The organism is Microbulbifer sp. YPW16, from assembly GCF_021290385.1.
GTDB classification, from domain to species: domain Bacteria; phylum Pseudomonadota; class Gammaproteobacteria; order Pseudomonadales; family Cellvibrionaceae; genus Microbulbifer; species Microbulbifer zhoushanensis.
This window is the reverse complement of record NZ_CP089928.1, coordinates 3057501-3076949: the sequence shown is the minus strand read 5'-3', so window position 1 is coordinate 3076949 and position 19449 is coordinate 3057501. Positions and strand designations below refer to the sequence as shown.

The following is a 19449-nucleotide window of genomic DNA, read 5'->3' as shown; positions in this document are numbered from 1 at the left end:
AACACCCGGATACAAATAGCCGCAGAGACACCTGCCCCCGCGGCCACCGTAAAAATGGAGCTCATGGGCGGATTTGAACCGCCGACCTCACCCTTACCAAGGGTGTGCTCTACCCCTGAGCTACATGAGCTAAAACTGCTTTAACCGGTGAACCCCACCAGTTTATCGGCCGCCGCAGCGACCTCCCACCTTTGCGCCACACCGGGTTTCCGGCATGGAGCGGGCAGCGGGAATCGAACCCGCATCATCAGCTTGGAAGGCTGAGGTTCTACCATTGAACTATGCCCGCACGCTCCGCGCAGGAACCTCAAAGCAAAAGACCCTCAGCCTTCCGCTTTCGACACCCCGGCATACCGGGGCATCTGAATATGGTGCAGGGGGGTGGATTCGAACCACCGAAGCTTGCGCGTCAGATTTACAGTCTGATCCCTTTGGCCACTCGGGAACCCCTGCTCGAAAGCGGTGCGCATTGTCTACACTAACCGCTACGCTGTCAACAACTTTTTCTTTAAATTCACACACTTACCAGCGGAACCTAAAGTGAAAACAGCGTGAGAGACAAAATGGAGCTGGCGAGAGGAGTCGAACCCCCGACCGGCTGATTACAAGTCAGCTGCTCTACCAACTGAGCTACGCCAGCCCTGTCTCTCCTTACGGGAAAGCCTTCTACCCCGTAAGTGGAGGCGGGATTCTAGGGGATGTTATGCCGACAAGCAACCGTTTTGAGCGCGAGTTTTTTCTCCCCCCGGTCAACTGCGGCTCACCTCCCGGGCCTAGTCGGTTTCCAGCTCCGCACAGAGATTCTGGCGCCGATCAAGCTCGGGATAGTCCAGCTGCAGCTGCGCCCAGAAATCCCCCGCCAGCGCATCGGCAGCCCCGGGCGCCAACACCACCCACTGCTCGGCAATCATCTGCGGCTCCTCGCGCATCTGGGCGTCAATGCCCTGCGCCCGCAGCTCATCAGACAGCAACTGTGCCCGGTCCCGCTCGGAGAAGATGCCGAACGAGATACCGTGGGTGAGGGATCCCTTCGGGATCACGTAACTGTCGACCCCGGCGGCCTGTAGTTCCCGTAACCTGTTGAACGCCTCCCGGCGTGAAGATAGCGGCTCCAGGTACACCCAGTAGCGCATCTGCCCCGGCACCTCCACTTCGCGCAGCTCCGCATCCAGCTGCAGTGCCCGCAGGCGCTGCACAACGTCCTCGCCCTGGTACCCCTCTTCAAACGGCCCCACGAGGGTACAGACCGCACCGGCGGTCCCGGCCCGGCCCTCTGTCGTCGATGCGCCACTGCTGGCTGGCGCGCGAGGCGCCGGCGCGGCGCTGTCACGGGACTCCAGCTCATCCCGGTCCAGCTCGCTGAGCAGGCGGATGGTATCCCCGGCTTCTGCCGGCGGCGCGGTCGTCACTGCCGCGTCAGGCGTGACCGGCGCATGCCCACTGGTCTGCAACCAGGCAAAGACGCCCACATTGGCAAGAAAAAGGACAAGTACAATCCAACGCATAGAGTCTGTTCCCGAAGACAGGGGAGAGTCGATTGGTGTTGTTCACCGCTTGGTGATGTTCAGGGAATGCTGATACCCAGCCCCTCGAATACGAGATCCGGTACCAGCTCCGCGTCGTCGCCGAACAGGCTGGCGAAGAACTGGCCATCGCCGCCGGTCAGCCACAGCAGCGGCTCCATCTCCTCGCTGCGACGCAGCTCCGCCAGTGCCCGCTCGATGGCGCCCAGCACCATTGACGGCAGGCCGCGGTTCACCGCCTCTGCGGTATCGATGCCGGGCGCCAGCGACATCCCCTCAATGAACTGGCCCGCCACCTTGACCGCGTCGGTGTCGGCGTACAGGGCCCGGCGCATCAGCTCCAGGCCCGGCAATATATACCCCCCGCGGTGCCGGCCGCCAGTGCCCAGCAGGTCCAGGGTCACGGCACTGCCACAGTCCACCACCAGCGCCGGCGAGGGATCGCGCCGGTGCGCGGCCAACACCGCCAGCCACCGGTCCACCCCCAGCGCAGCCGTATCCCGGTAGCCGCAGGTAACGCCCGCACAATGGCGCTCCACCCGGGCAAACTGCGGCTCCAGTGAGAGGTCCGTGCGCAACGCCGCGGTCAGCAATTCCGCCATCCGCGCACCGGCCACATTGGCCACCCGCACCCGCCGCGGGCCGGCACCGGCCCACTGGGCCGGCAGGCGGCCCTGCGCCAGGTCACCGGTGGCGAACCCGCCTCGCGCCACCGCATGACCCGATTGCGACTGCACCAGGCGCCACTTGCCACGCGTATTGCCGATATCGATTTCGAGGATCACCGCAATGCCTCCCGCAGGGAAACTTCCCCCCCATGAAAACTGCGCTGCTCACCGCTATCCAGCTCCAGCACCAACGCCCCGCTGGCGTCCACGCCGCGGGCAGTGCCTCGCCATGATTGCTGTGCCGACTGCAGCTCCACCCGGCGCCCGGCAAAGGCATCGCGGGCCAGCCAGGCATCGCGGTAAGCGGCGAAACCCCGCTCCGGGTAGTCGGCCAGCAGCGCCAGCAAGCGGCTGAGCATGGCGGCAGCGAGCGCATTGCGCTCGATACCCGGCCGCACCTGCTGCAGGTCGATCCAGGGCTGGTCGATCGCCGCGGCCTGCGCCTGGGGCAACCCAACGTTCACTCCCACACCCACCACCACGCCGCAGCGATCGGTGAGGTCGCCACTGAGCTCCAGTAGCACACCGGCCAGCTTGCGCCCCCGGCACCAGACGTCATTGGGCCACTTGAGGCTCACATCCGGCACCGCAAACTCTTCCAGCGCCTCCGCCAGTGCCACGCCCACCGCCAGGCTGAGGCCCTCGAGCAGCTGCACACCGCCGCTGAACTGCCAGCCCACCGACAGGCTGACGCCGGCGCTGAACGGGCTGATCCACTGCCGCCCGCGCCGGCCGCGCCCGTCAGTCTGTCGTTCGGCCAGCATGGCCACGCCGTGACCTTCCCCGCGCTCCAGGAGGGCCAGCATGCGGGCATTGGTGGAGTCCACTTCGTCCCTCAGGACCAACCCCCCGAGCAAGTCGCGGGCCCGCGGCGCCATGGCCTCCTCCATCTGCGCCCCGGACAGCAGGTCCAGGCCTCCCGGGACCCGGTAGCCCCGCCCTTTTACCGATTCCAGCTCCAGGCCGTAATCCGCCAGTTTCTGCAACTGCTTCCACACGGCCGCACGGCTTACCCCCAGGGCCGCCCCGAGCGCCTGGCCCGAGTGCACTTCGCCGTCAGCCAGCAACTCCAGTACTGGCCGCAGCTGGCCCAGGGGATTTTTCCGGTCGACATTGGTCACATTCAATTTCCTGTATAGCGGCGCGTATAACGGCGGCCAAGGCTGGTCAGGATTTCATAGCCGATGGTCCCCGCGTACTCCGCGACCTCGTCGACGGTTACCTGGTCGTTCAGCACCTCGATATGCCCCAGTCTGTCACGCTCCCGGGCAGCCAGCGCGCTGATATCAAACACCGTGGAATCCATGGAAACCCTGCCCACCATGGGCAAACGGCGCCCGCAGGCCCAGCCACAACCGCGCCCGCCCTGGGCCCGGATAATACCGTCGGCATATCCACCCCGGGCCACTGCCAGCCAGCTACCGGCCGGTGCCTGCTGGGTGGCACCGTAGCCTACCCAACTGTCACGGGAGACATGTCGCTGCTGCACCACGGGCAGGCTGAGGTGAACCACGGCGCGCATGGGGTTGGCGACTGCAGGCTGCGGATTGACGCCGTAGAGCGCCGAACCGGGTCGGGCGATATCGAAGTGATAGGACTCATCCAGGTGGATTCCCGACGAATTTGCCAGGCTCAACTGGACTTCCGGCAATTGCTCCCGCAGTCGCTCGCCGGCACGCCGGAATGCTTCCAGCTGCCGGCGGTTGTGCGGGTGGGCGGGGTCATCCGCGCAGGCGAGATGGCTCATCACCACCTGGATGCCCGCCTCCCTGAGCAGCCCGCGCTCGCGCAACAGCTGGTCAAACTCCTCGGCGGTCATCCCCAGCCGGGTCATGCCCGAATCGATCTTGAGGCCACAGGGGGCCGGGGAACCGGCCGCATTACAGGCATCCACCCAGGCCCGCAGTTGTTGCAGGGTAAAGACATTCGGGATCAGCCCGGCCCGGATGCATTCCAGCTCGCGCCCCGGCCTCACACCGGTAAGCACATAAATCCGGGCGTCGGGCTCGAGGATATCGCGCAGCTCCAGCCCCTCGTCGAGGGTGGCGATAAAAAAGTCTCGGCAGCCGCGGCGGTAAAACACCGGGGCCAGCTCACCCACCCCCAGGCCGTAGGCATCCGCCTTGACCACCGCGCCGCAGCGGCTGCCCGCGCGTAACCGCTGGTCCAGCGCCAGGAAATTATCGCCGGCGGCCTGCAGGTCCACCGTGAGCAGGCCGTCGTGTATGCTCGTCATCTTTTACCTCACCAGTCCTCGACGCTTCTCTATACCCGCTGCCAGTTGCTAGGCGGCACTGAGCAGGGCTTCACGCTGCAGCGCCCGGGCACCCAGGCGAATGGCCACGGCCACCAGCAGCAGGGTCGCGGCGGACCCCGCCAGCAGCGTAGCCGCCGGCACGGATTCCCCCACCAGCAGGGCCTTGAGCCATTGCTGCTGGCCCACCAGTGGCACCAGCTGCCAGAAGAAACCACCCAGCTCGACCCGGGACATATCCAGCATCATCAGCAACAACACCGGCGCTACCTGCAGGATACTCAACTGCGTCTGCGCATCCTTGAAGGAGCCGGAACGCAATGCCAGCAGAATCTGCACCACCGCCACCAGCAGGGCAAGCGGCAGCAACAACAGCCCCATCGTCAATACCCCGCTGAGAGTGGTGGCCTGCTGTATGCCCAGCTCCGCCAGCGGCATCAACGGCATCAGCGACACCAGCGCAACCAGCGCGAGCAGCGCCCCGGCCCAGCCCATGCTGGCCACCGCCAGGGTTTTGGCCAGGATCACCTGCCACCCGGGCAACGGCTGTAGGAGCAGCGTTTCCAGGCTCAGCCGCTCGCGCTCCCCGGCAGACGTATCGACGGATGTCGCCAGACTGGCGACAAACAGGGTCAGGATCAGCAGACCCGGCACCATCGCCAGTAGCACCGCACCTCGGCGCGAGGGGGTACTGACATCACGCACTTCCAGTCGCCAGGGGGCCAGCAACTGCGGGGCAAGGCCGCGGGCAGTGACCCGCTGCTGAACCACCAGCTGCTGCAGCGCTCCCAACCGCTCCTGCAGGTGCCGCTGCGCGCGCGGGGATGAGGAAGAGGAGCTGTCGATATACAGGTACAGGGGCGGCGCCCCGAAGTTGCGGTACTCCTCGGCAAAACCCTCCTGCACCCACAGCACTATGTCGTAGTCACCCGCCAGCAGTTCCGCCGGGTCTCCCTCTGCCAGCGCATCGACCTCCAGGCCGCCACCGCGTAGCCGCTGCTCCAGCAACGGCGCAGATGCCGAGCCCAGCAGGGCCAGGCGGGAGATCTCCTCAGCCTGCTTCTTCACCATAAAGATACTGCCCCCCGCCAGCATGGCAGGAAACAGCAGGGAGAAGCAGACTGCCATCCACAGCGCCCGGCGATCCCGCCAGGCTTCAAGGAATTCCTTGTGCAGCAGCGCCGCCGTGGGGCCGCGCAGTATTTCTGTCAATCGGTTCAAGCCGGCACCTCCCCTGCCTGCCTGTCGCCATAGGCCAGGGCGACAAACGCGTCCTCCAGATTAGAGCAACCCGCCTCACGGATCAGGGCCTGCGGCGTACCGCTGCCGACGATACAGCCACGGGCCATCACCAGCACACTGTCGGACAGCTCCAGCACCTCGGACATGACGTGGCTCGAAAAAAGAATAGTGGTTCCCGCATCCCGCAGCCGCAGGAGGGTACGGCGCAGCAGGCGCGCAGCCAATACATCCAGGCCGCGGGTGGGCTCATCGAGGATCAGGTGCTGAGGGCGATGCACCAGCGCCCGCGCCAGGGAGACCTTCATCCGCTCCCCCTGGGAAAAGCCCCGCGTGCGACGCCGCCACAGCGGCTCCAGTTCCAGCTCCCGGCGCACATATTCCAGCGACTCGCGCAGTGCAGCTCCGGCAAGTCCCTGCATGCGCGCGAACAGCGTCAGGTACTCCTCCACCGTCAGCCGCTCGTACAGGCCTTCCCGATCACCCACAACACCCAGCTGCCGCTGCACTGCCAGCGGATCCCGGGCAACGTCGATACCGCCAACGCGCACCGTCCCGGAATCGGCCCGCAACAGGCCCCCGATAATTCGCAGGCAGCTCGTCTTGCCAGCACCGTTGGCGCCCAGCAGGGCGGTAATCCGACCATCGGGCACGCGGAAATCGAGCTCCCGCAGCACCGGCCGGCCGGCAAACGCCTTGCTGATCGAATTCACCTCGATCACTCTCCAGCCTCCTCGCCGGAGTCATGCCGGCCTCCAGTCCCAGGCTCCTTTACCGGATTCCCCGCAGTGCCACCGATATCGGGGCCGTAGCTGGCCACCATAAACGGCGGCCGGCTGATCTCCCGGGTACAGGTGCTGTCCAGCTCCTCCGCGGGCTGCGCAAGGAAGCGGGCGATCAGTTCGGGGATACAGCCGCGTGGGGAATTGATATGCCCACCGCTGGCAACCACCAGGTGCTGCTTGTCCGCCAGGTAGCCCAGCGCCTCGTCTGCATAACGCGGCGGGGTAATCGGGTCCGCCTCCCCGGAAATCAACAATACCGGCTGTGCCCTGGGTTCCGGCGCCGCATAGGGTTTTTCCTTTACCGGCCAGCCACGGCAGCCGTGCTGGAACAGGTCGAGAAAGGCGGTACCCAGGAAAGTGCCGTCGCTGTCAGCGGCGATCTCATCGGCGCTGATCCGGTTCAGTTCTTCGGCACAGGCCACCGAGAAGGTCAGGCCCATGGACATCGACTCGGTGCTCTTCACGAATAGCCCGGACAGGCCCACCAGGGGCTGCAGGTTACCGCTGTGCGCCTCGGTGATGGCAAAGGGGAGCTGGGCAGCAGCACGAGGGTCGTAGAGTACCGTACGGATGGCATTGGCAAATTCCCAGCGAGCCATGGGCTCAGTCAATGGCTGGCCGGTGAGCGGATCGGACAATACCGGGCGGCCACCCTGGTCCCATGATTCCAGCAGCGCGTCGAGCTGTGCCCGCCAATTGCCCAGGCGTGCGCAGGCCGGGTCGTTTGCGCAGTCGCGTTGCAGTGCCTGCAACGCATCCTCGGCTGCCCTGGCCGTCAGGAATACCTTGGTGTCGATGGGTGCCACCGCATCCAGTACCAGTTCGCTGACCGATTGCGGATGCCACTGCTGGTAGAGGAGTGCAGTGCGCGTGCCCCAGGATCCGCCCCAGAGCGCAATGCGCTCATGGCCCAGCCGGGAACGCACCATTTCCAGGTCTTCAACGGTCTGCCGGCTACTGAGCGACTCGGCAAATTCGGCCCGATCCAGGTAGCAGTCAGCCAGTTTGCGGGCAAAGGCGTCCAGGTCCAGGGAACGCTGGTCCTCGATACCACAGCGGAACGCGCCCGAGCGCCCGGCACCACGGCGATCCACCATGACAATGTCCCGCTCCCGGTTGACAGGCTCGAATGCGTTGAGGAGCGGCGCCAGGTCACTGGCCGCCTGCCCCGGCCCGCCCGCAAGCAGGTACAGAGGCTCCTCGCCACTGTTATTGACTGCCGGCGCCACCATCACGGCAAGTTGCGGCGCTTCCGGCTCGCTCTCGATCGGCAGCCGGTAGCAGCGCAACGGGTTGCGCCAGCCATCCAGGTAACAGGTCTCTGCGCCCGCCGCCTGGCCCAGTGCATCTGTACGCAACCACAGGCTTGCCACCAGCACGGCGAGCCCCGCAATAATCTTTCTGGTCCCGGCCAAACTGTATTCTCCTTGATCGCCCCATCGAGATCGCCCACAAGTCTACCCAAATTTACCCCCGGGTGCCGTTTTCCGCCGTGGCTGGCTACCGTGGCGTCCCCCTCTGGCCGGTGTTATGGTTACGGCTCAATCAGGGTTCCTCGTATTTCCAATGAGCTTTTCAGATCGAGAAAAACAATTAATACGCGCGGCGTTCGCGTGGGGACAGGTAAGCCATAAGGAGGGGTATACCCTCTCGGATGGCGAGATCGAAAAGTCAGTGCTTTTTCGCCGGCTGCTGGCCGGGCGTCCCCCACTGGCTTTCCCACCGCCGCTGCGCCATGGCTTCCCCTGGTACGAGGTGATCGAGGGGCGCGGACAGCATGTGGTGAATGCGTCGGAAGCCTCAACCGAAAACAGCATGATCGCACCGGGCAGCCTGCCTGGCGACAAGTGCGTCCTGATCGATGGTGCCTTCTGGCGGGTGGCCGAAACCATCCGCGAGCGCGAGGAGTACATCGTTGAATGGAGCCCTTACCCCATGCAGTGGCGACTGCGCAAACACTGGGAAGTCAATTACGAGATGACCCAGCAGCTCCACAGTTTCCGCAAGCACAATCCCGACGCTGAAATCCATTTCGACAATCGCGAGGGCCAGCGCGAGTACAGCGAGTTCCGCATCGATGAGGACCAGACAGTCTGGCTCAGCGAGTGGCAACTGAGCCGCATCGGCCTGTCCGGCTGGGTGTGGGTGGGAACCCTGCTGGAAACCGAAATCGACACGCCGCTGGAGGCCCTGGGCTCGGACCAGCACGGCCCGCTGATCCTCGGTGAACCCGGGAAAGCGAGCGGTGAAGCCTGGTTACGGATTGAGCGGGCCGGACAGGAATACCGCTTTATCCGCCTCGGTGAGCAAGTTGAATATGACAGCGTGGTGAAGGAAAGCGATACCGGCAGCCTGCTGCACGGGTTGCAGGATGAAGACCTGCTGGTTATGGACCGGCGCGACGGTAAACCGCTGCGCCGTTTTGCGGTACCGGTTCACCTGGCCCCCCTGGAGGAATTCGACCTGGACCGGCTTGGCTATGAGCTGGTGCCGGACAACCTCTTCCGCGACAGCACCTGAACCACTCGCCCAAAGCCCGGCCGGGCAGCCTCAATATCGCCAGCCCGGCCACGCCCCAACTGCTTTCAGTCCACATCCCTTCCCCGCGCTGCGCGGAGCAACAGGAACCAGGCTTCCAGCGGCAATTCGAGGGTGGCCGCAGCCACCGCCGCCTCAAGCCGGCCAGGGTTGCCGCTGCCGAGCACCGGTACCATATTGGTGGGATGGCGCAGCAGCCAGGCCAGCGCAATCTGTTGCGGCTCGAGGCCGAGCTCCAGGGACAGCTCCTCCAGGCAGGACTGCACCCGCCGGGCCGCCTCTCCGCCCCCCGTAAACAGAGCACCGCCCGCAAACGGTGACCAGGCCATGGGGAGTACCCGCTCCCGCTGGCAGAAATCCAGCTGGCCGTCGAACAGCGGGTCGCTGTGCAGTAGCGACACCTCGATCTGGTTGACCACCAGCGGCGCCTGCAGGCGCGACTGCAACAGCTCGAACTGATGTGGCAGGAAATTGGATACCCCCACCGCACGTATCTTGCCCGCATCCAGCAGGCCCTGCAGGACAGCCGCCAGTACATCGGCGTCCATCAGCGGATCCGGGCGATGCAGGAGCAGCAGGTCAAGGTAATCCGTGCCCAGCTTGGCCAGGCTGGATTCCACCGCGGCGTTCACGTGAGCAGCGCTACTGTCATAGTGGTTCAGCCGGAAACCATTGTCCTTACCGCAGAGCTTGATTCCGCACTTGGAGACGATCTCCATTTTCCCCCGCAGTCCCGGATCGAGCCGCAGGGCCTCACCGTAAAGGGCCTCGCAACGATAGTCTCCGTAGATATCCGCCAGGTCGAATGTGGTTACCCCCATATCCAGGAGCTTTTCGGTCAGTTCAACCAGCTCCCGGGGGGAATAGCCCCAATCGACCAGCCGCCAAAGGCCCATGGCCAGTCGCGACATTGAGAAGCCCGGGGCAAGGGGGGATTGCACTCGCTGCATTGCTCTACAAACCTTGGTAAATGGGCGGCCGATTCTGCAGTAAGCGACCAGGGCGGGCAAGCCTGGCCAGGGCCCCCGCCATGGTGACCACTCACCAACTGGTCAGCGGCCAGTCCTTGTCCTGCCCACAGCGCACCCGGTGTCCAGGCGCGGGCAGAGCGCCCACGCTGCACCGCACTATCGACTTAAATTCCCCCTGAGACACCTTTGTCATGTAAAAAAATTAAATTGTTCCCACTGAGTTCCAGAATTGAGAACCAGGTTGTAATTTTTTCTGGCTCGGCGGCTAATTCAACTTTAGTATTTCCCACGCAGTGTTCCCCAGTTCACCGGCCTCCAGCGTGGTACCGGCAGACATGACGCTGCCCTGAAAATAAAGCCCACCACAACCGGGCACATATCCAACCCCAGCCCTCCCGTGCTCCCGCACGGGCCCATGCCAGCTGCATAAGGCGGAGGAAACAAGCATGGCTATCGACGATATCCTCGAGAACAAAGACGAGAACGCCAAGTCCTTTATGGACGGGATCATTGAACAACCCAAGGCCAGTGGTGGCTACGGCAGTGCTGCCGCAACCGAAAAGGAACAGTCGGTAATCGGCAAGAACATCAAGTTCCGCGGCGAACTGGTCGGCACAGAAAACCTGCATATCGAAGGCACCATCGAGGGAACCGTGATCATGGAAGGGCACGACCTTTCTGTGGGCGCGGGCGGCGAACTCAACGCCAATATCCATGCCAAGAACATCGTGGTGGAGGGGCAGCTGACCGGCGATGCCCTGGCTGATGAACTGATCGAGATCCGCCGTACCGCGGCAGTGAAAGGCAACCTGATCGCCCCCCGCATCAAGCTGGACGATGGCGGTAAGTTCCGCGGCTCCATGGATATGGTCGATACGGATTCCGAGATGAAGGAGCGTCACAAGGAATTCAAGGAAAAGCTCGTACACCCCAACCTGCCGCCGGCGGAAGCTGCAAAGCAGGCATCAGGTAAGAAATCCGGCTCGGCTTTCGACAGCAAAATCCCGGAAACCCCGAGTTTCACCCAACCCAAGGCAGGCGCCAAGGAAGACAAGAAAAAAGACGACCAGAAAGAAAAAGAGGAATAACCTCAACTGGTTAACAGCAGGTCACGACAAAATCCGTACACTAGCGCGCGATTTTGTCGTGACCACGCAGGACCTGCCATATGCAGCATCACTCATTCGGGTTGGCAGCTCTTATTGAAGAAATTGTCCAGCCCGGCTGTCGTATTCTCGACCTGGGACCATTGTCCTCGGGAACCACAGACGCATTCCTGCAACTTAACTGCCCTTGCTATATCGAGGACCTGATCGAGTTCTTTACGGAGCACGGTAACGGACTGGAACACAGGGAAGCACTCGCCGATCACCTGGTCCCCAAGCCCGAGCGGGTAAAGCTGGACGTTGTCCTCTGCTGGGACCTGCTCAACTTCCTTCCCCCGGAACTACTGCGCTACCTGCTCAAGCTACTGGAGCCGAACCTGAAGCCGGGGACCATTTTTCATACGATGATGTATACCGGCAAGACACTGCCGGAAAAACCCGCCAGCTTTCGCCACGTGGGAAACTTCACCTTCGAGACCGGCTTCGATGCAAACCTGCCCGACCTGCCGGCTTACCGCTATTCGACCCTGTCCCTGATGCAGGTTATGGGTTCTTTCACCCTGCGCAACTCTACCCTGCAGCGGGAAGGCATGCGCAAGGATATGATTGAGCATATGCTGGAATATGGTAATTCCAGGCCACAGGCTCGTATCCGCTCGGGTGGAGCCAGCGATGTCAGCTCCTATTTCAACCAGCGACCGGTGGACGCCATTCGGCTGCCCGGTTTGTCAGAGGTGCTGGAAAAAGCACGCAAGTCTCCGGTCAGTACGGTCCTCGATTGCGGCCCGAGAACCGGTCGCAATATCGATGGGCTGCAGAAGCAGGTGGGTGAGCTTTTCGTCCAGGACCTGTATACCCAGATACGCTGGCAACTGGATCGCGGCACCCCCTTTTCGGAAGCGGCCCAGTCCGCCCTACGCCAGGTATTACCCGAGCAGGGTCTCGACGCAATACTCCTGTGGGACCTGATCAACTTTTTCACCCCGGCAGAAGTGTCACTACTGAGTCACTTACTGGTCAATAACCTGCGTCCCCGGGGCCTGCTACACCTGGTGGTGTTAAAACACTCTGCCCTGCCCTCACGCCCGGGTATTTTCGAGATCCAGTCCGACGGCTCAACCAAGATCCATATCCCCGCCCATGGCGACCGCCCACGGAACTTCAACAGTATTACCGAGGTCATGCGCGCCCTGCCCTACCTGAGCCTGGTTGCCCAGGGACACGGTAAACTTCCCTGCGGGACGCTTTTTCACGAACTGACATTACAGAAAACAGCTGGCCACAATCATGTCTGAGTTACTGCAACACTTCTTTTCCCTGATGACGCCCGCACAGGTGACCGAGGTGTTTATCATCCTGATGCTGGCACTGACCGCGCTTGCACTGGTCTTCCGGATTACTGGCGCTGCGCCGGAATTTGTCGAGCACTCGCCGGGGATAATGACCTCACTGGGTATTCTCGGGACATTTTTCGGCATTATCATCGGTCTGTTCGATTTTTCCCTGGACGACATCGACAACAGCATTGCGATCCTGATGGACGGCTTGAAGACGGCGTTTATCACCAGCGTGGTCGGGTTGTCCCTCTCCCTGCTGATCAGGGTCATCACGCGCATGATCCGCATACCCGGCAAGCAGCGCCCCGCCACGGTGGGGATCGCGGACCTCAATGAAAACCTGGTTGCCCTGCGCGGGGAACTGCACCAGAGCCTCGATAGCCTTGCCCGCAGTGCCAGCACCACCATGACCGGCCAGCTGGAAACCATTGTGGCGCATTTTAATGAGCGGCTCACACACCAGTTCGGCGACAACCTGAATCGTTTCTCCGACCGGCTCGGGGACCTGCTACCGGCACTTGAAAGCCTGGCGCAGCAGTACCGGGATCATGGTGAACAGGTCAATGACTGGAGTGAACGCTGCGGACAGCAGCTTGCCCGGCTGGCAGATGAACAGGAAAAGCTGGTCGCTCTGCATGACAGGATTGCCGCCCTGCCACAACTGGGCGCCGGGCTCAGCGAACTGATCGAGCGGCAACAGGCCCAACTCGAACAGACCAATAACCTGCTGGCGGCGCAGCAAAAAGCCTCCCATGCGCTGGCGGAAATGGTCCCGGAGATCCAGCCCCGCCTGGAGGGTCTGGGCCAGCAGCTGGCCAGCTCCCAGCGGGAAATCGCGGAGAATGTCGAGCATTCACACAAGCTTATCAGCACCCAGTCCAGCCAGGTCGAAGAACATTACAGCAAGTTGTCCGGGCTGCTGGAGCGACTGTCCCTGCTCGAGCCGCAAAGGCTCCAGCAGCTTGTCGAGGAAAGCAGCGTTATGCACCGCACCGCCATGCGGGAACTTGCCCAGGGGATGGCCAGCACTCATCGCGAGATGCTCGATGCGCTCACGCAGATCATCCGTACCGATCTGCAGAACACCGATATCGCCTTGCGCCACCAGTATGAAAATATCGATCGCAAGGTTTCCGAAGAGCTCGACCTGGTATTTACCGGCATGGGCGAGGCACTGGCAACCATCAGTGGCCAGTTCACCCGGGACTACCGCCAGCTTGTAGCCCAGATGCAGAGGGTCATTGAAATGACACCACAGCAGGATGTCGAGCATGCGTCCTGAGCAGCCCGGGCTCCAGGCCACCAGCGAAGATTCGGAGTGGGTCAGCCTGTCCGACCTGATGGCAGGATTGATGATGGTATTCCTGTGTATTGCCGTAGTGATGATGCGCTCGGTGATGGAAGAGCGCGAAAAAATTCGCGCACTGGCCGAGGATTATCGCGACAACCAGCTGGCCATTTACCAGGCGTTGCGCGATGAGTTCAGGAATGACCTGCCCCGCTGGGGTGCGACCATCGACAAGGAAAAGCTGGCTATCGCCTTCAACAATTCCGATGCGATGTTCCAGGCCGGGGCCGCGGAAATGAATCGTACTGCCACCGAGGTCATGCGATCTTTTTTCCCACGCTATATACGCGCGCTGAAGCCGTACATGGACTCAATCAGCGCCATCCATATTGAGGGCCATACAAGCTCCGAATGGGGCGGCGATGTCGGCCCGCAGGCCAATTATTTCAAAAACCTTGCCCTGTCACAGGAACGCTCCCGCGCAGTCCTGCGCTTTGTACACACCCTGGTGCCCGCCGCCGAGGCAGCCACCATGCAATCCCTCGTGGCTGCGGTAGGCTACTCCTCGGCCAGGCCGGTACTGCATACCGATGGCAGCGAGGATGCGGAGAAATCCCGCCGTGTGGCCTTCCGGGTGATCACGGATTCAGAGGCACATATCCACCAGATACTCGAGGAGGCGCTGTAGTGGCCATGTGGAAACAGGCTCTGGCCAGCCTTCGCCACGCCAGCAGGCAGGTCCTTGCCGATAACGGCGATCCCGACGCCCCGCGCCCCGGGCCATCGCTGCAGCCAGGACCGGAAACAGCGGCAACGCCACCGGATGCGCCAACCAGCCAGGGAGCACCCACAGCAGAGGCGATAGAGATACAGTTAAACGAGGGGATGCAGGTATCACTCAGTTCCCTGGAGCCCACACCGGTTGGCTGGACCTATCGGCGACACCCGGTAATGGTGTTTGGGGTTGAGGTGCCGGAGGTAGAGGACGCGGACCGACGGCGGGAGTTCTGGCAGCGGGTGCATCTGCTGCCGTGCTGCGGCGCCCTGGATTCCGGTGAACGCAGCGCCTGGATAGGCACAGACCTGGAAATGATGCGATCGTCGTTTGCAGACAGCCCGCTGACTCTCTGCCAGTCCTGCCTCACGACCCTGAACCATGACGATTACCGCCGCGCCGACTCCCGGGAGCGGCAGCAGATCCAGCAGGCATTCGACTTTGTCGGGCATGTACAGCGCTTCTCACACCAGTATTTCGATACTGGATATACCTTCTGGCAACCCGGTGAGGCCCCTTCTCCCGCCGATGAATCATCACTGGTGACAGAAGAGAAAGAGGAAAAGGGAATTGAAGCCTGTCCTGGCTGCGGTTGTGCATCAGACCAGGCAGGCTGGCGCCTGCCTGGGAGCATTGGCAACCAGCATTCCCTCCCCGCTGGTATCTGCATCCCCTGTGCAGTCCGGCAAACCCGGGGTTGCCTCCATATCGACGAGGAAGTGGCACTTACTGCAGCACGTCTTCGCTTTGACTATTTCGCGGCAACCTACCGCGGCAAAATGGAAAACTCCTGGAAACTGGCCGAGGCAATTCTCCCCCTCACCTGGCTCCCCCTGCTCCGGGGCCTGGAGAAATTGCTACCGGCGCCTGAACTCTTCTATCAGTTCGAATCCGGGCGCGCGCCGGCTGTACTGGCCTGGCCGGGCCAGCACCGCGGTATCCTGCCCGATGGGGCCAGTACCGCTGAGCCACCGACAGACTGGTCACTGTGGACCCGTCGGGAGATCCTGAGGGAATTCGGCCTCAAGGATTCCTGAAAAGGCCAGGGCAGCGTTATCCATGACCAGAGACTGGTCGTTGACATGAAGGCCGCCCTGCATATCCCAGCGTCTGCCCCTCCCCCGGACATTTTGTTCACATATTTTACGAGGGTAAGCAGCCGCTCCATCTGTGGAAAGCGCGGCTGTTATCGCCTGTTCACAGGTTCTCTGGAAAACGCTGTGGATAATCACTGGAATACCGCCTCTGACCCAGCCATCCTGCCACTCCGTCCCCGGCGCTCAAAAAAACAACCGAAAAAACAGTAAGTTCGGCCCTCTCTATGACAGCGGCCGGTGCCGCTTCATACACAGAAAATCTGGACAAAGCTGTGAATAGTGTGGGGATACAGCGCTCTGGGCGGCTCTCTACGGCGCGAGCTCAACTACGTGCAAAAATCAATCGTGCCGAACCTGTGATGCGGCAGCCGGCACAATGTATCCCGCGCTCTTTGGCGCCACGAATCATGTCGCTGGAAATTGAACAGTCGCGAACCGCCGACGGAGATGTAGCCTCGATCGTCATCCCATACCGCGCTCCAGTCACTACCCTGGAGAAAACGGAAAGTCACAGGGCGTGAGATACAACTATCGAGGCGTTATGCACAATCCGGGGCCGAACGAGCACTGGCGCAACTACACCCGCGATTCCCAGGCCTGCCCCATCCGCCCAGCGGTAACTGAGGCTCACTGTAAGCTCCTACCAGCAGCGCCACTGGTGAAATATGCACAGGGAATGCCCTCTACCCAGCCAGGTGACAAACTGTTTGCCACCCTGTTACTAACAGAAAACATGGATAGAGCTGTGCATAACCATGGGATATAGGTCCCGAGCGTAGCGTCTGCGTCGCAAATTGCAGGCGTATAAATAATCACCTTGCGCGGCCCTGCTGGCACTTCTTTCATCTACCCACACCAGTCGATTCCTGTCAGCCTGGTGCGTTAACCATGATGGGGGGAAATCCGGTGCTTGTTATCCTGGAGAAGACCTGGCGGGTAAAGGCCGGTGCAGACAGGACTGCCCGGGAATCACCATTCATCAGCGGGCGCTGTGAATAAAAGGGGCCGGACATGATGGCGACAGAGCCTTTGAAAAGACGTGTGTATGTACAGGCAAAAGTCTTTGAGTCGCCGTTCACGGCGCGGCGACAGTATGTTCGATCAGGCCCCGGCCCGGATTCCTTGGCCGGGCGCTAATTCATCGGTTGGAATTCTAAATCAAAAAAGGGCCACCCGTTTGGGTGACCCTTTTTTGATTTAGAAGCCTGACCAACTTGCCCACGCAAATTAGCACGACCTTTAGGTCGCCCGAATGGTGGCATACAGGGATGTGCGCCATCACCTGACCGTAGGTCATCGGCAGGCATAAAAAAAGCCCTGACCGCGTTAGCGATCAGGGCTTTTGCAATTGAAGCCTGACGATGACCTACTCTCACATGGCGAATCACCACACTACCATCGGCGATGTTGCGTTTCACTTCTGAGTTCGGCAAGGGATCAGGTGGTTCCACAACTCTATGGTCGTCAGGCAAACTGGCTTGGGTTGGTGTCGGTCTTACGGGCTGTTTCTGTGCCCTGCGCTACCTGTTACCGCCGTTTGCATGATCTTCCGATCAACGGTAACCCCAAATAAGTCGGTGAAACATTCTGTAGTAATACACCGCAAGTCGTATGTCTCTTGCTCACAGTCCATCGGCTTGCGCCAATCGTCAGTAACCATCTCTGTTGTATGGTCAAGCCTCACGGGCAATTAGTACTGGTTAGCTCAACGCCTCACAACGCTTCCACACCCAGCCTATCAACCTGGTAGTCTTCCAGGGCCCTTTAGGGGACTCGAAGTCCCAGGGAGATCTCATCTTGAAGGAGGCTTCCCGCTTAGATGCTTTCAGCGGTTATCCCGTCCGAACATAGCTACCGGGCAATGCCACTGGCGTGACAACCCGAACACCAGAGGTTCGTTCACTCCGGTCCTCTCGTACTAGGAGCAACTCTTCTCAAATCTCCAACGCCCACGGCAGATAGGGACCGAACTGTCTCACGACGTTCTAAACCCAGCTCGCGTACCACTTTAAATGGCGAACAGCCATACCCTTGGGACCGGCTTCAGCCCCAGGATGTGATGAGCCGACATCGAGGTGCCAAACACCGCCGTCGATGTGAACTCTTGGGCGGTATCAGCCTGTTATCCCCGGAGTACCTTTTATCCGTTGAGCGACGACCCTTCCATACAGAATCGCCGGATCACTATGACCTACTTTCGTACCTGCTCGACATGTCTGTCTCGCAGTCAAGCGCACTTATACCATTATGCTCATTGCATGATTTCCGACCATGCTGAGTGCACCTTCGTACTCCTCCGTTACTCTTTGGGAGGAGACCGCCCCAGTCAAACTACCCACCATACACTGTCCCCGATCCAGATAATGGACCTGGGTTAGAACCTCAAACATACCAGGGTGGTATTTCAAGGACGGCTCCACTGCAACTAGCGTCACAGTTTCAAAGCCTCCCACCTATCCTACACAAGTAGGCTCAAAGTTCAGTGCAAAGCTGTAGTAAAGGTTCACGGGGTCTTTCCGTCTAGCCGCGGGTACACTGCATCTTAACAGCGATTTCAATTTCACTGAGTCTCTGGTGGAGACAGCGTGGCCATCGTTACGCCATTCGTGCAGGTCGGAACTTACCCGACAAGGAATTTCGCTACCTTAGGACCGTTATAGTTACGGCCGCCGTTTACCGGGGCTTCGATCAAGGGCTTCGCCGAAGCTAACCCCATCAATTAACCTTCCGGCACCGGGCAGGCGTCACACCCTATACGTCCACTTACGTGTTTGCAGAGTGCTATGTTTTTAATAAACAGTCGCAGCCACCTGGTCACTTCGACCGACCTCAGCTTAGGGAGCAAGTCCCATCACCAAAGCCGGCGTACCTTCTCCCGAAGTTACGGTACCATTTTGCCTAGTTCCTTCACCAGAGTTCTCTCAAGCGCCTTGGTATTCTCTACCTGACCACCTGTGTCGGTTTAGAGTACGGTTCGCAATTGCCTGAAGCTTAGAAGTTTTTCCTGGAAGCAGGGCATCAACCACTTCACCTACCTAAGTAGGCTTCGTCGTCAGCTCTCAGCCTTAGGGGTCCGGATTTGCCTAAACCCCCAGCCTACAGCCTTAAACATGGACAACCAATCGCCATGCTGGCCTAGCCTTCTCCGTCACTCCATCGCAGCAATTGCAAGTACAGGAATGTTAACCTGTTTCCCATCGACTACGGCTTTCGCCCTCGCCTTAGGGGCCGACTAACCCTGTCCCGATTAGCGTTGGACAGGAACCCTTGGTCTTCCGGCGGGGAGGTTTTTCACCTCCCTTATCGTTACTCATGTCAGCATTCGCACTTGTGATACCTCCAGCAAACCTCCCGGTTCACCTTCAACGGCTTACACAACGCTCCTCTACCATGCACATAGTGCATCCGCAGCTTCGGTTACCAGTTTGAGCCCCGGTATATCTTCCGCGCGGGCCGACTCGACTAGTGAGCTATTACGCTTTCTTTAAAGGATGGCTGCTTCTAAGCCAACCTCCTAGCTGTCTGGGCCTTCCCACATCGTTTCCCACTTAACTGGTATTTGGGACCTTAGCTGGCGGTCTGGGTTGTTTCCCTTTCCACGACGGACGTTAGCACCCGCCGTGTGTCTCCCGCGATTGCACTCCTCGGTATTCGGAGTTTGCATGGGGTTGGTAAGTCGGGATGACCCCCTAGCCCAAACAGTGCTCTACCCCCGAGGGTGAGACGCGAGGCGCTACCTAAATAGCTTTCGAGGAGAACCAGCTATCTCCCGGCTTGATTAGCCTTTCACTCCGATCCACAGGTCATCTCCTAATTTTTCAACATTAGTGAGTTCGGTCCTCCAATTGATGTTACTCAATCTTCAACC

Annotated in this window: 14 protein-coding genes, 4 tRNA genes and 2 rRNA genes (1 of these 20 cut by a window edge); 6 read left to right on the top strand and 14 right to left on the bottom strand. The window is 60.9% G+C overall.

Annotated features, from left to right (window positions below):
- Nucleotides 1-55: 55 nt before the first annotated feature.
- The 11 genes from LVE68_RS13290 to LVE68_RS13240 form a co-directional block, all read right to left on the bottom strand.
- A tRNA-Thr gene (locus LVE68_RS13290) sits at nt 56-130 on the bottom strand.
- Between the two features lie 85 nt (nt 131-215).
- Nucleotides 216-289, bottom strand: a tRNA-Gly gene (locus LVE68_RS13285).
- A gap of 80 nt (nt 290-369) precedes the next feature.
- A tRNA-Tyr gene (locus LVE68_RS13280) sits at nt 370-453 on the bottom strand.
- Between the two features lie 111 nt (nt 454-564).
- Nucleotides 565-640: transfer RNA gene (locus LVE68_RS13275), tRNA-Thr, on the bottom strand.
- 133 nt (nt 641-773) lie between these two features.
- Nucleotides 774-1505 (bottom strand): hypothetical protein, encoded by a 732-nt coding sequence (locus LVE68_RS13270; protein WP_232940877.1) that lies wholly within the window; start codon nt 1503-1505, stop codon nt 774-776.
- Between the two features lie 59 nt (nt 1506-1564).
- Nucleotides 1565-2308, bottom strand: a complete 744-nt coding sequence (locus LVE68_RS13265) for a type III pantothenate kinase (RefSeq protein ID WP_232940876.1) — start codon at nt 2306-2308, stop codon at nt 1565-1567.
- A complete protein-coding gene (birA, locus tag LVE68_RS13260) occupies nt 2305-3312 on the bottom strand; it encodes a bifunctional biotin--[acetyl-CoA-carboxylase] ligase/biotin operon repressor BirA (RefSeq protein ID WP_232940875.1) in 1008 nt (335 codons plus the stop codon). Before birA ends, LVE68_RS13265 begins: the two co-directional genes overlap by 4 nt.
- 2 nt (nt 3313-3314) lie before the next feature.
- Nucleotides 3315-4427, bottom strand: coding sequence for an alanine racemase (gene alr / locus LVE68_RS13255; protein WP_232940874.1), 1113 nt, complete (start codon nt 4425-4427; stop codon nt 3315-3317).
- Nucleotides 4428-4475: 48 nt separating this feature from the next.
- Nucleotides 4476-5666, bottom strand: a complete 1191-nt coding sequence (locus LVE68_RS13250) for an ABC transporter permease (protein WP_232940873.1) — start codon at nt 5664-5666, stop codon at nt 4476-4478.
- Nucleotides 5663-6406 (bottom strand): ABC transporter ATP-binding protein, encoded by a 744-nt coding sequence (locus LVE68_RS13245; protein ID WP_232940872.1) that lies wholly within the window; start codon nt 6404-6406, stop codon nt 5663-5665. Before LVE68_RS13245 ends, LVE68_RS13250 begins: the two co-directional genes overlap by 4 nt.
- On the bottom strand, nt 6403-7884 hold the full coding sequence (locus LVE68_RS13240) for an alpha/beta fold hydrolase (protein ID WP_232940871.1): 1482 nt from the start codon (nt 7882-7884) through the stop codon (nt 6403-6405). Before LVE68_RS13240 ends, LVE68_RS13245 begins: the two co-directional genes overlap by 4 nt.
- A 151-nt stretch (nt 7885-8035) precedes the next feature.
- On the opposite strand from LVE68_RS13240, the gene LVE68_RS13235 reads away from it, so the two are divergent.
- Nucleotides 8036-8989, top strand: a complete 954-nt coding sequence (locus LVE68_RS13235) for a hypothetical protein (RefSeq protein ID WP_232940870.1) — start codon at nt 8036-8038, stop codon at nt 8987-8989.
- A 65-nt stretch (nt 8990-9054) separates the two neighbouring features.
- Here LVE68_RS13235 and LVE68_RS13230 read toward each other — a convergent pair whose 3' ends face one another.
- Nucleotides 9055-9957, bottom strand: coding sequence for an aldo/keto reductase (locus LVE68_RS13230; RefSeq protein WP_232940869.1), 903 nt, complete (start codon nt 9955-9957; stop codon nt 9055-9057).
- Between the two features lie 467 nt (nt 9958-10424).
- Here LVE68_RS13230 and LVE68_RS13225 point away from each other — a divergent pair, with 467 nt between their 5' ends.
- The 5 genes from LVE68_RS13225 to LVE68_RS13205 all read left to right on the top strand — a co-directional run bounded on the left by LVE68_RS13225 (nt 10425) and on the right by LVE68_RS13205 (nt 15521).
- Nucleotides 10425-11066, top strand: a complete 642-nt coding sequence (locus LVE68_RS13225; protein WP_232940868.1) for a bactofilin family protein — start codon at nt 10425-10427, stop codon at nt 11064-11066.
- Nucleotides 11067-11146: 80 nt separating this feature from the next.
- Complete coding sequence (locus LVE68_RS13220; RefSeq protein ID WP_232940867.1) at nt 11147-12379, top strand: hypothetical protein; 1233 nt, start codon at nt 11147-11149, stop codon at nt 12377-12379.
- A complete protein-coding gene (locus LVE68_RS13215) occupies nt 12372-13703 on the top strand; it encodes a hypothetical protein (RefSeq protein WP_232940866.1) in 1332 nt (443 codons plus the stop codon). Before LVE68_RS13220 ends, LVE68_RS13215 begins: the two co-directional genes overlap by 8 nt.
- Entirely contained in the window at nt 13693-14397 is a 705-nt protein-coding gene (locus tag LVE68_RS13210; protein WP_232940865.1) for an OmpA/MotB family protein, read from the top strand. The genes LVE68_RS13215 and LVE68_RS13210 overlap by 11 nt, the downstream gene beginning before the upstream one ends.
- Nucleotides 14397-15521 (top strand): hypothetical protein, encoded by a 1125-nt coding sequence (locus LVE68_RS13205; RefSeq protein ID WP_232940864.1) that lies wholly within the window; start codon nt 14397-14399, stop codon nt 15519-15521. Before LVE68_RS13210 ends, LVE68_RS13205 begins: the two co-directional genes overlap by 1 nt.
- Before the next feature lie 1413 nt (nt 15522-16934).
- Here the strand turns inward: LVE68_RS13205 and rrf are convergent.
- Nucleotides 16935-17050 (bottom strand): 5S ribosomal RNA (gene rrf, locus LVE68_RS13200).
- A 200-nt stretch (nt 17051-17250) separates the two neighbouring features.
- Nucleotides 17251-19449, bottom strand: a 23S ribosomal RNA gene (locus tag LVE68_RS13195) (it continues 682 nt past the right edge of the window).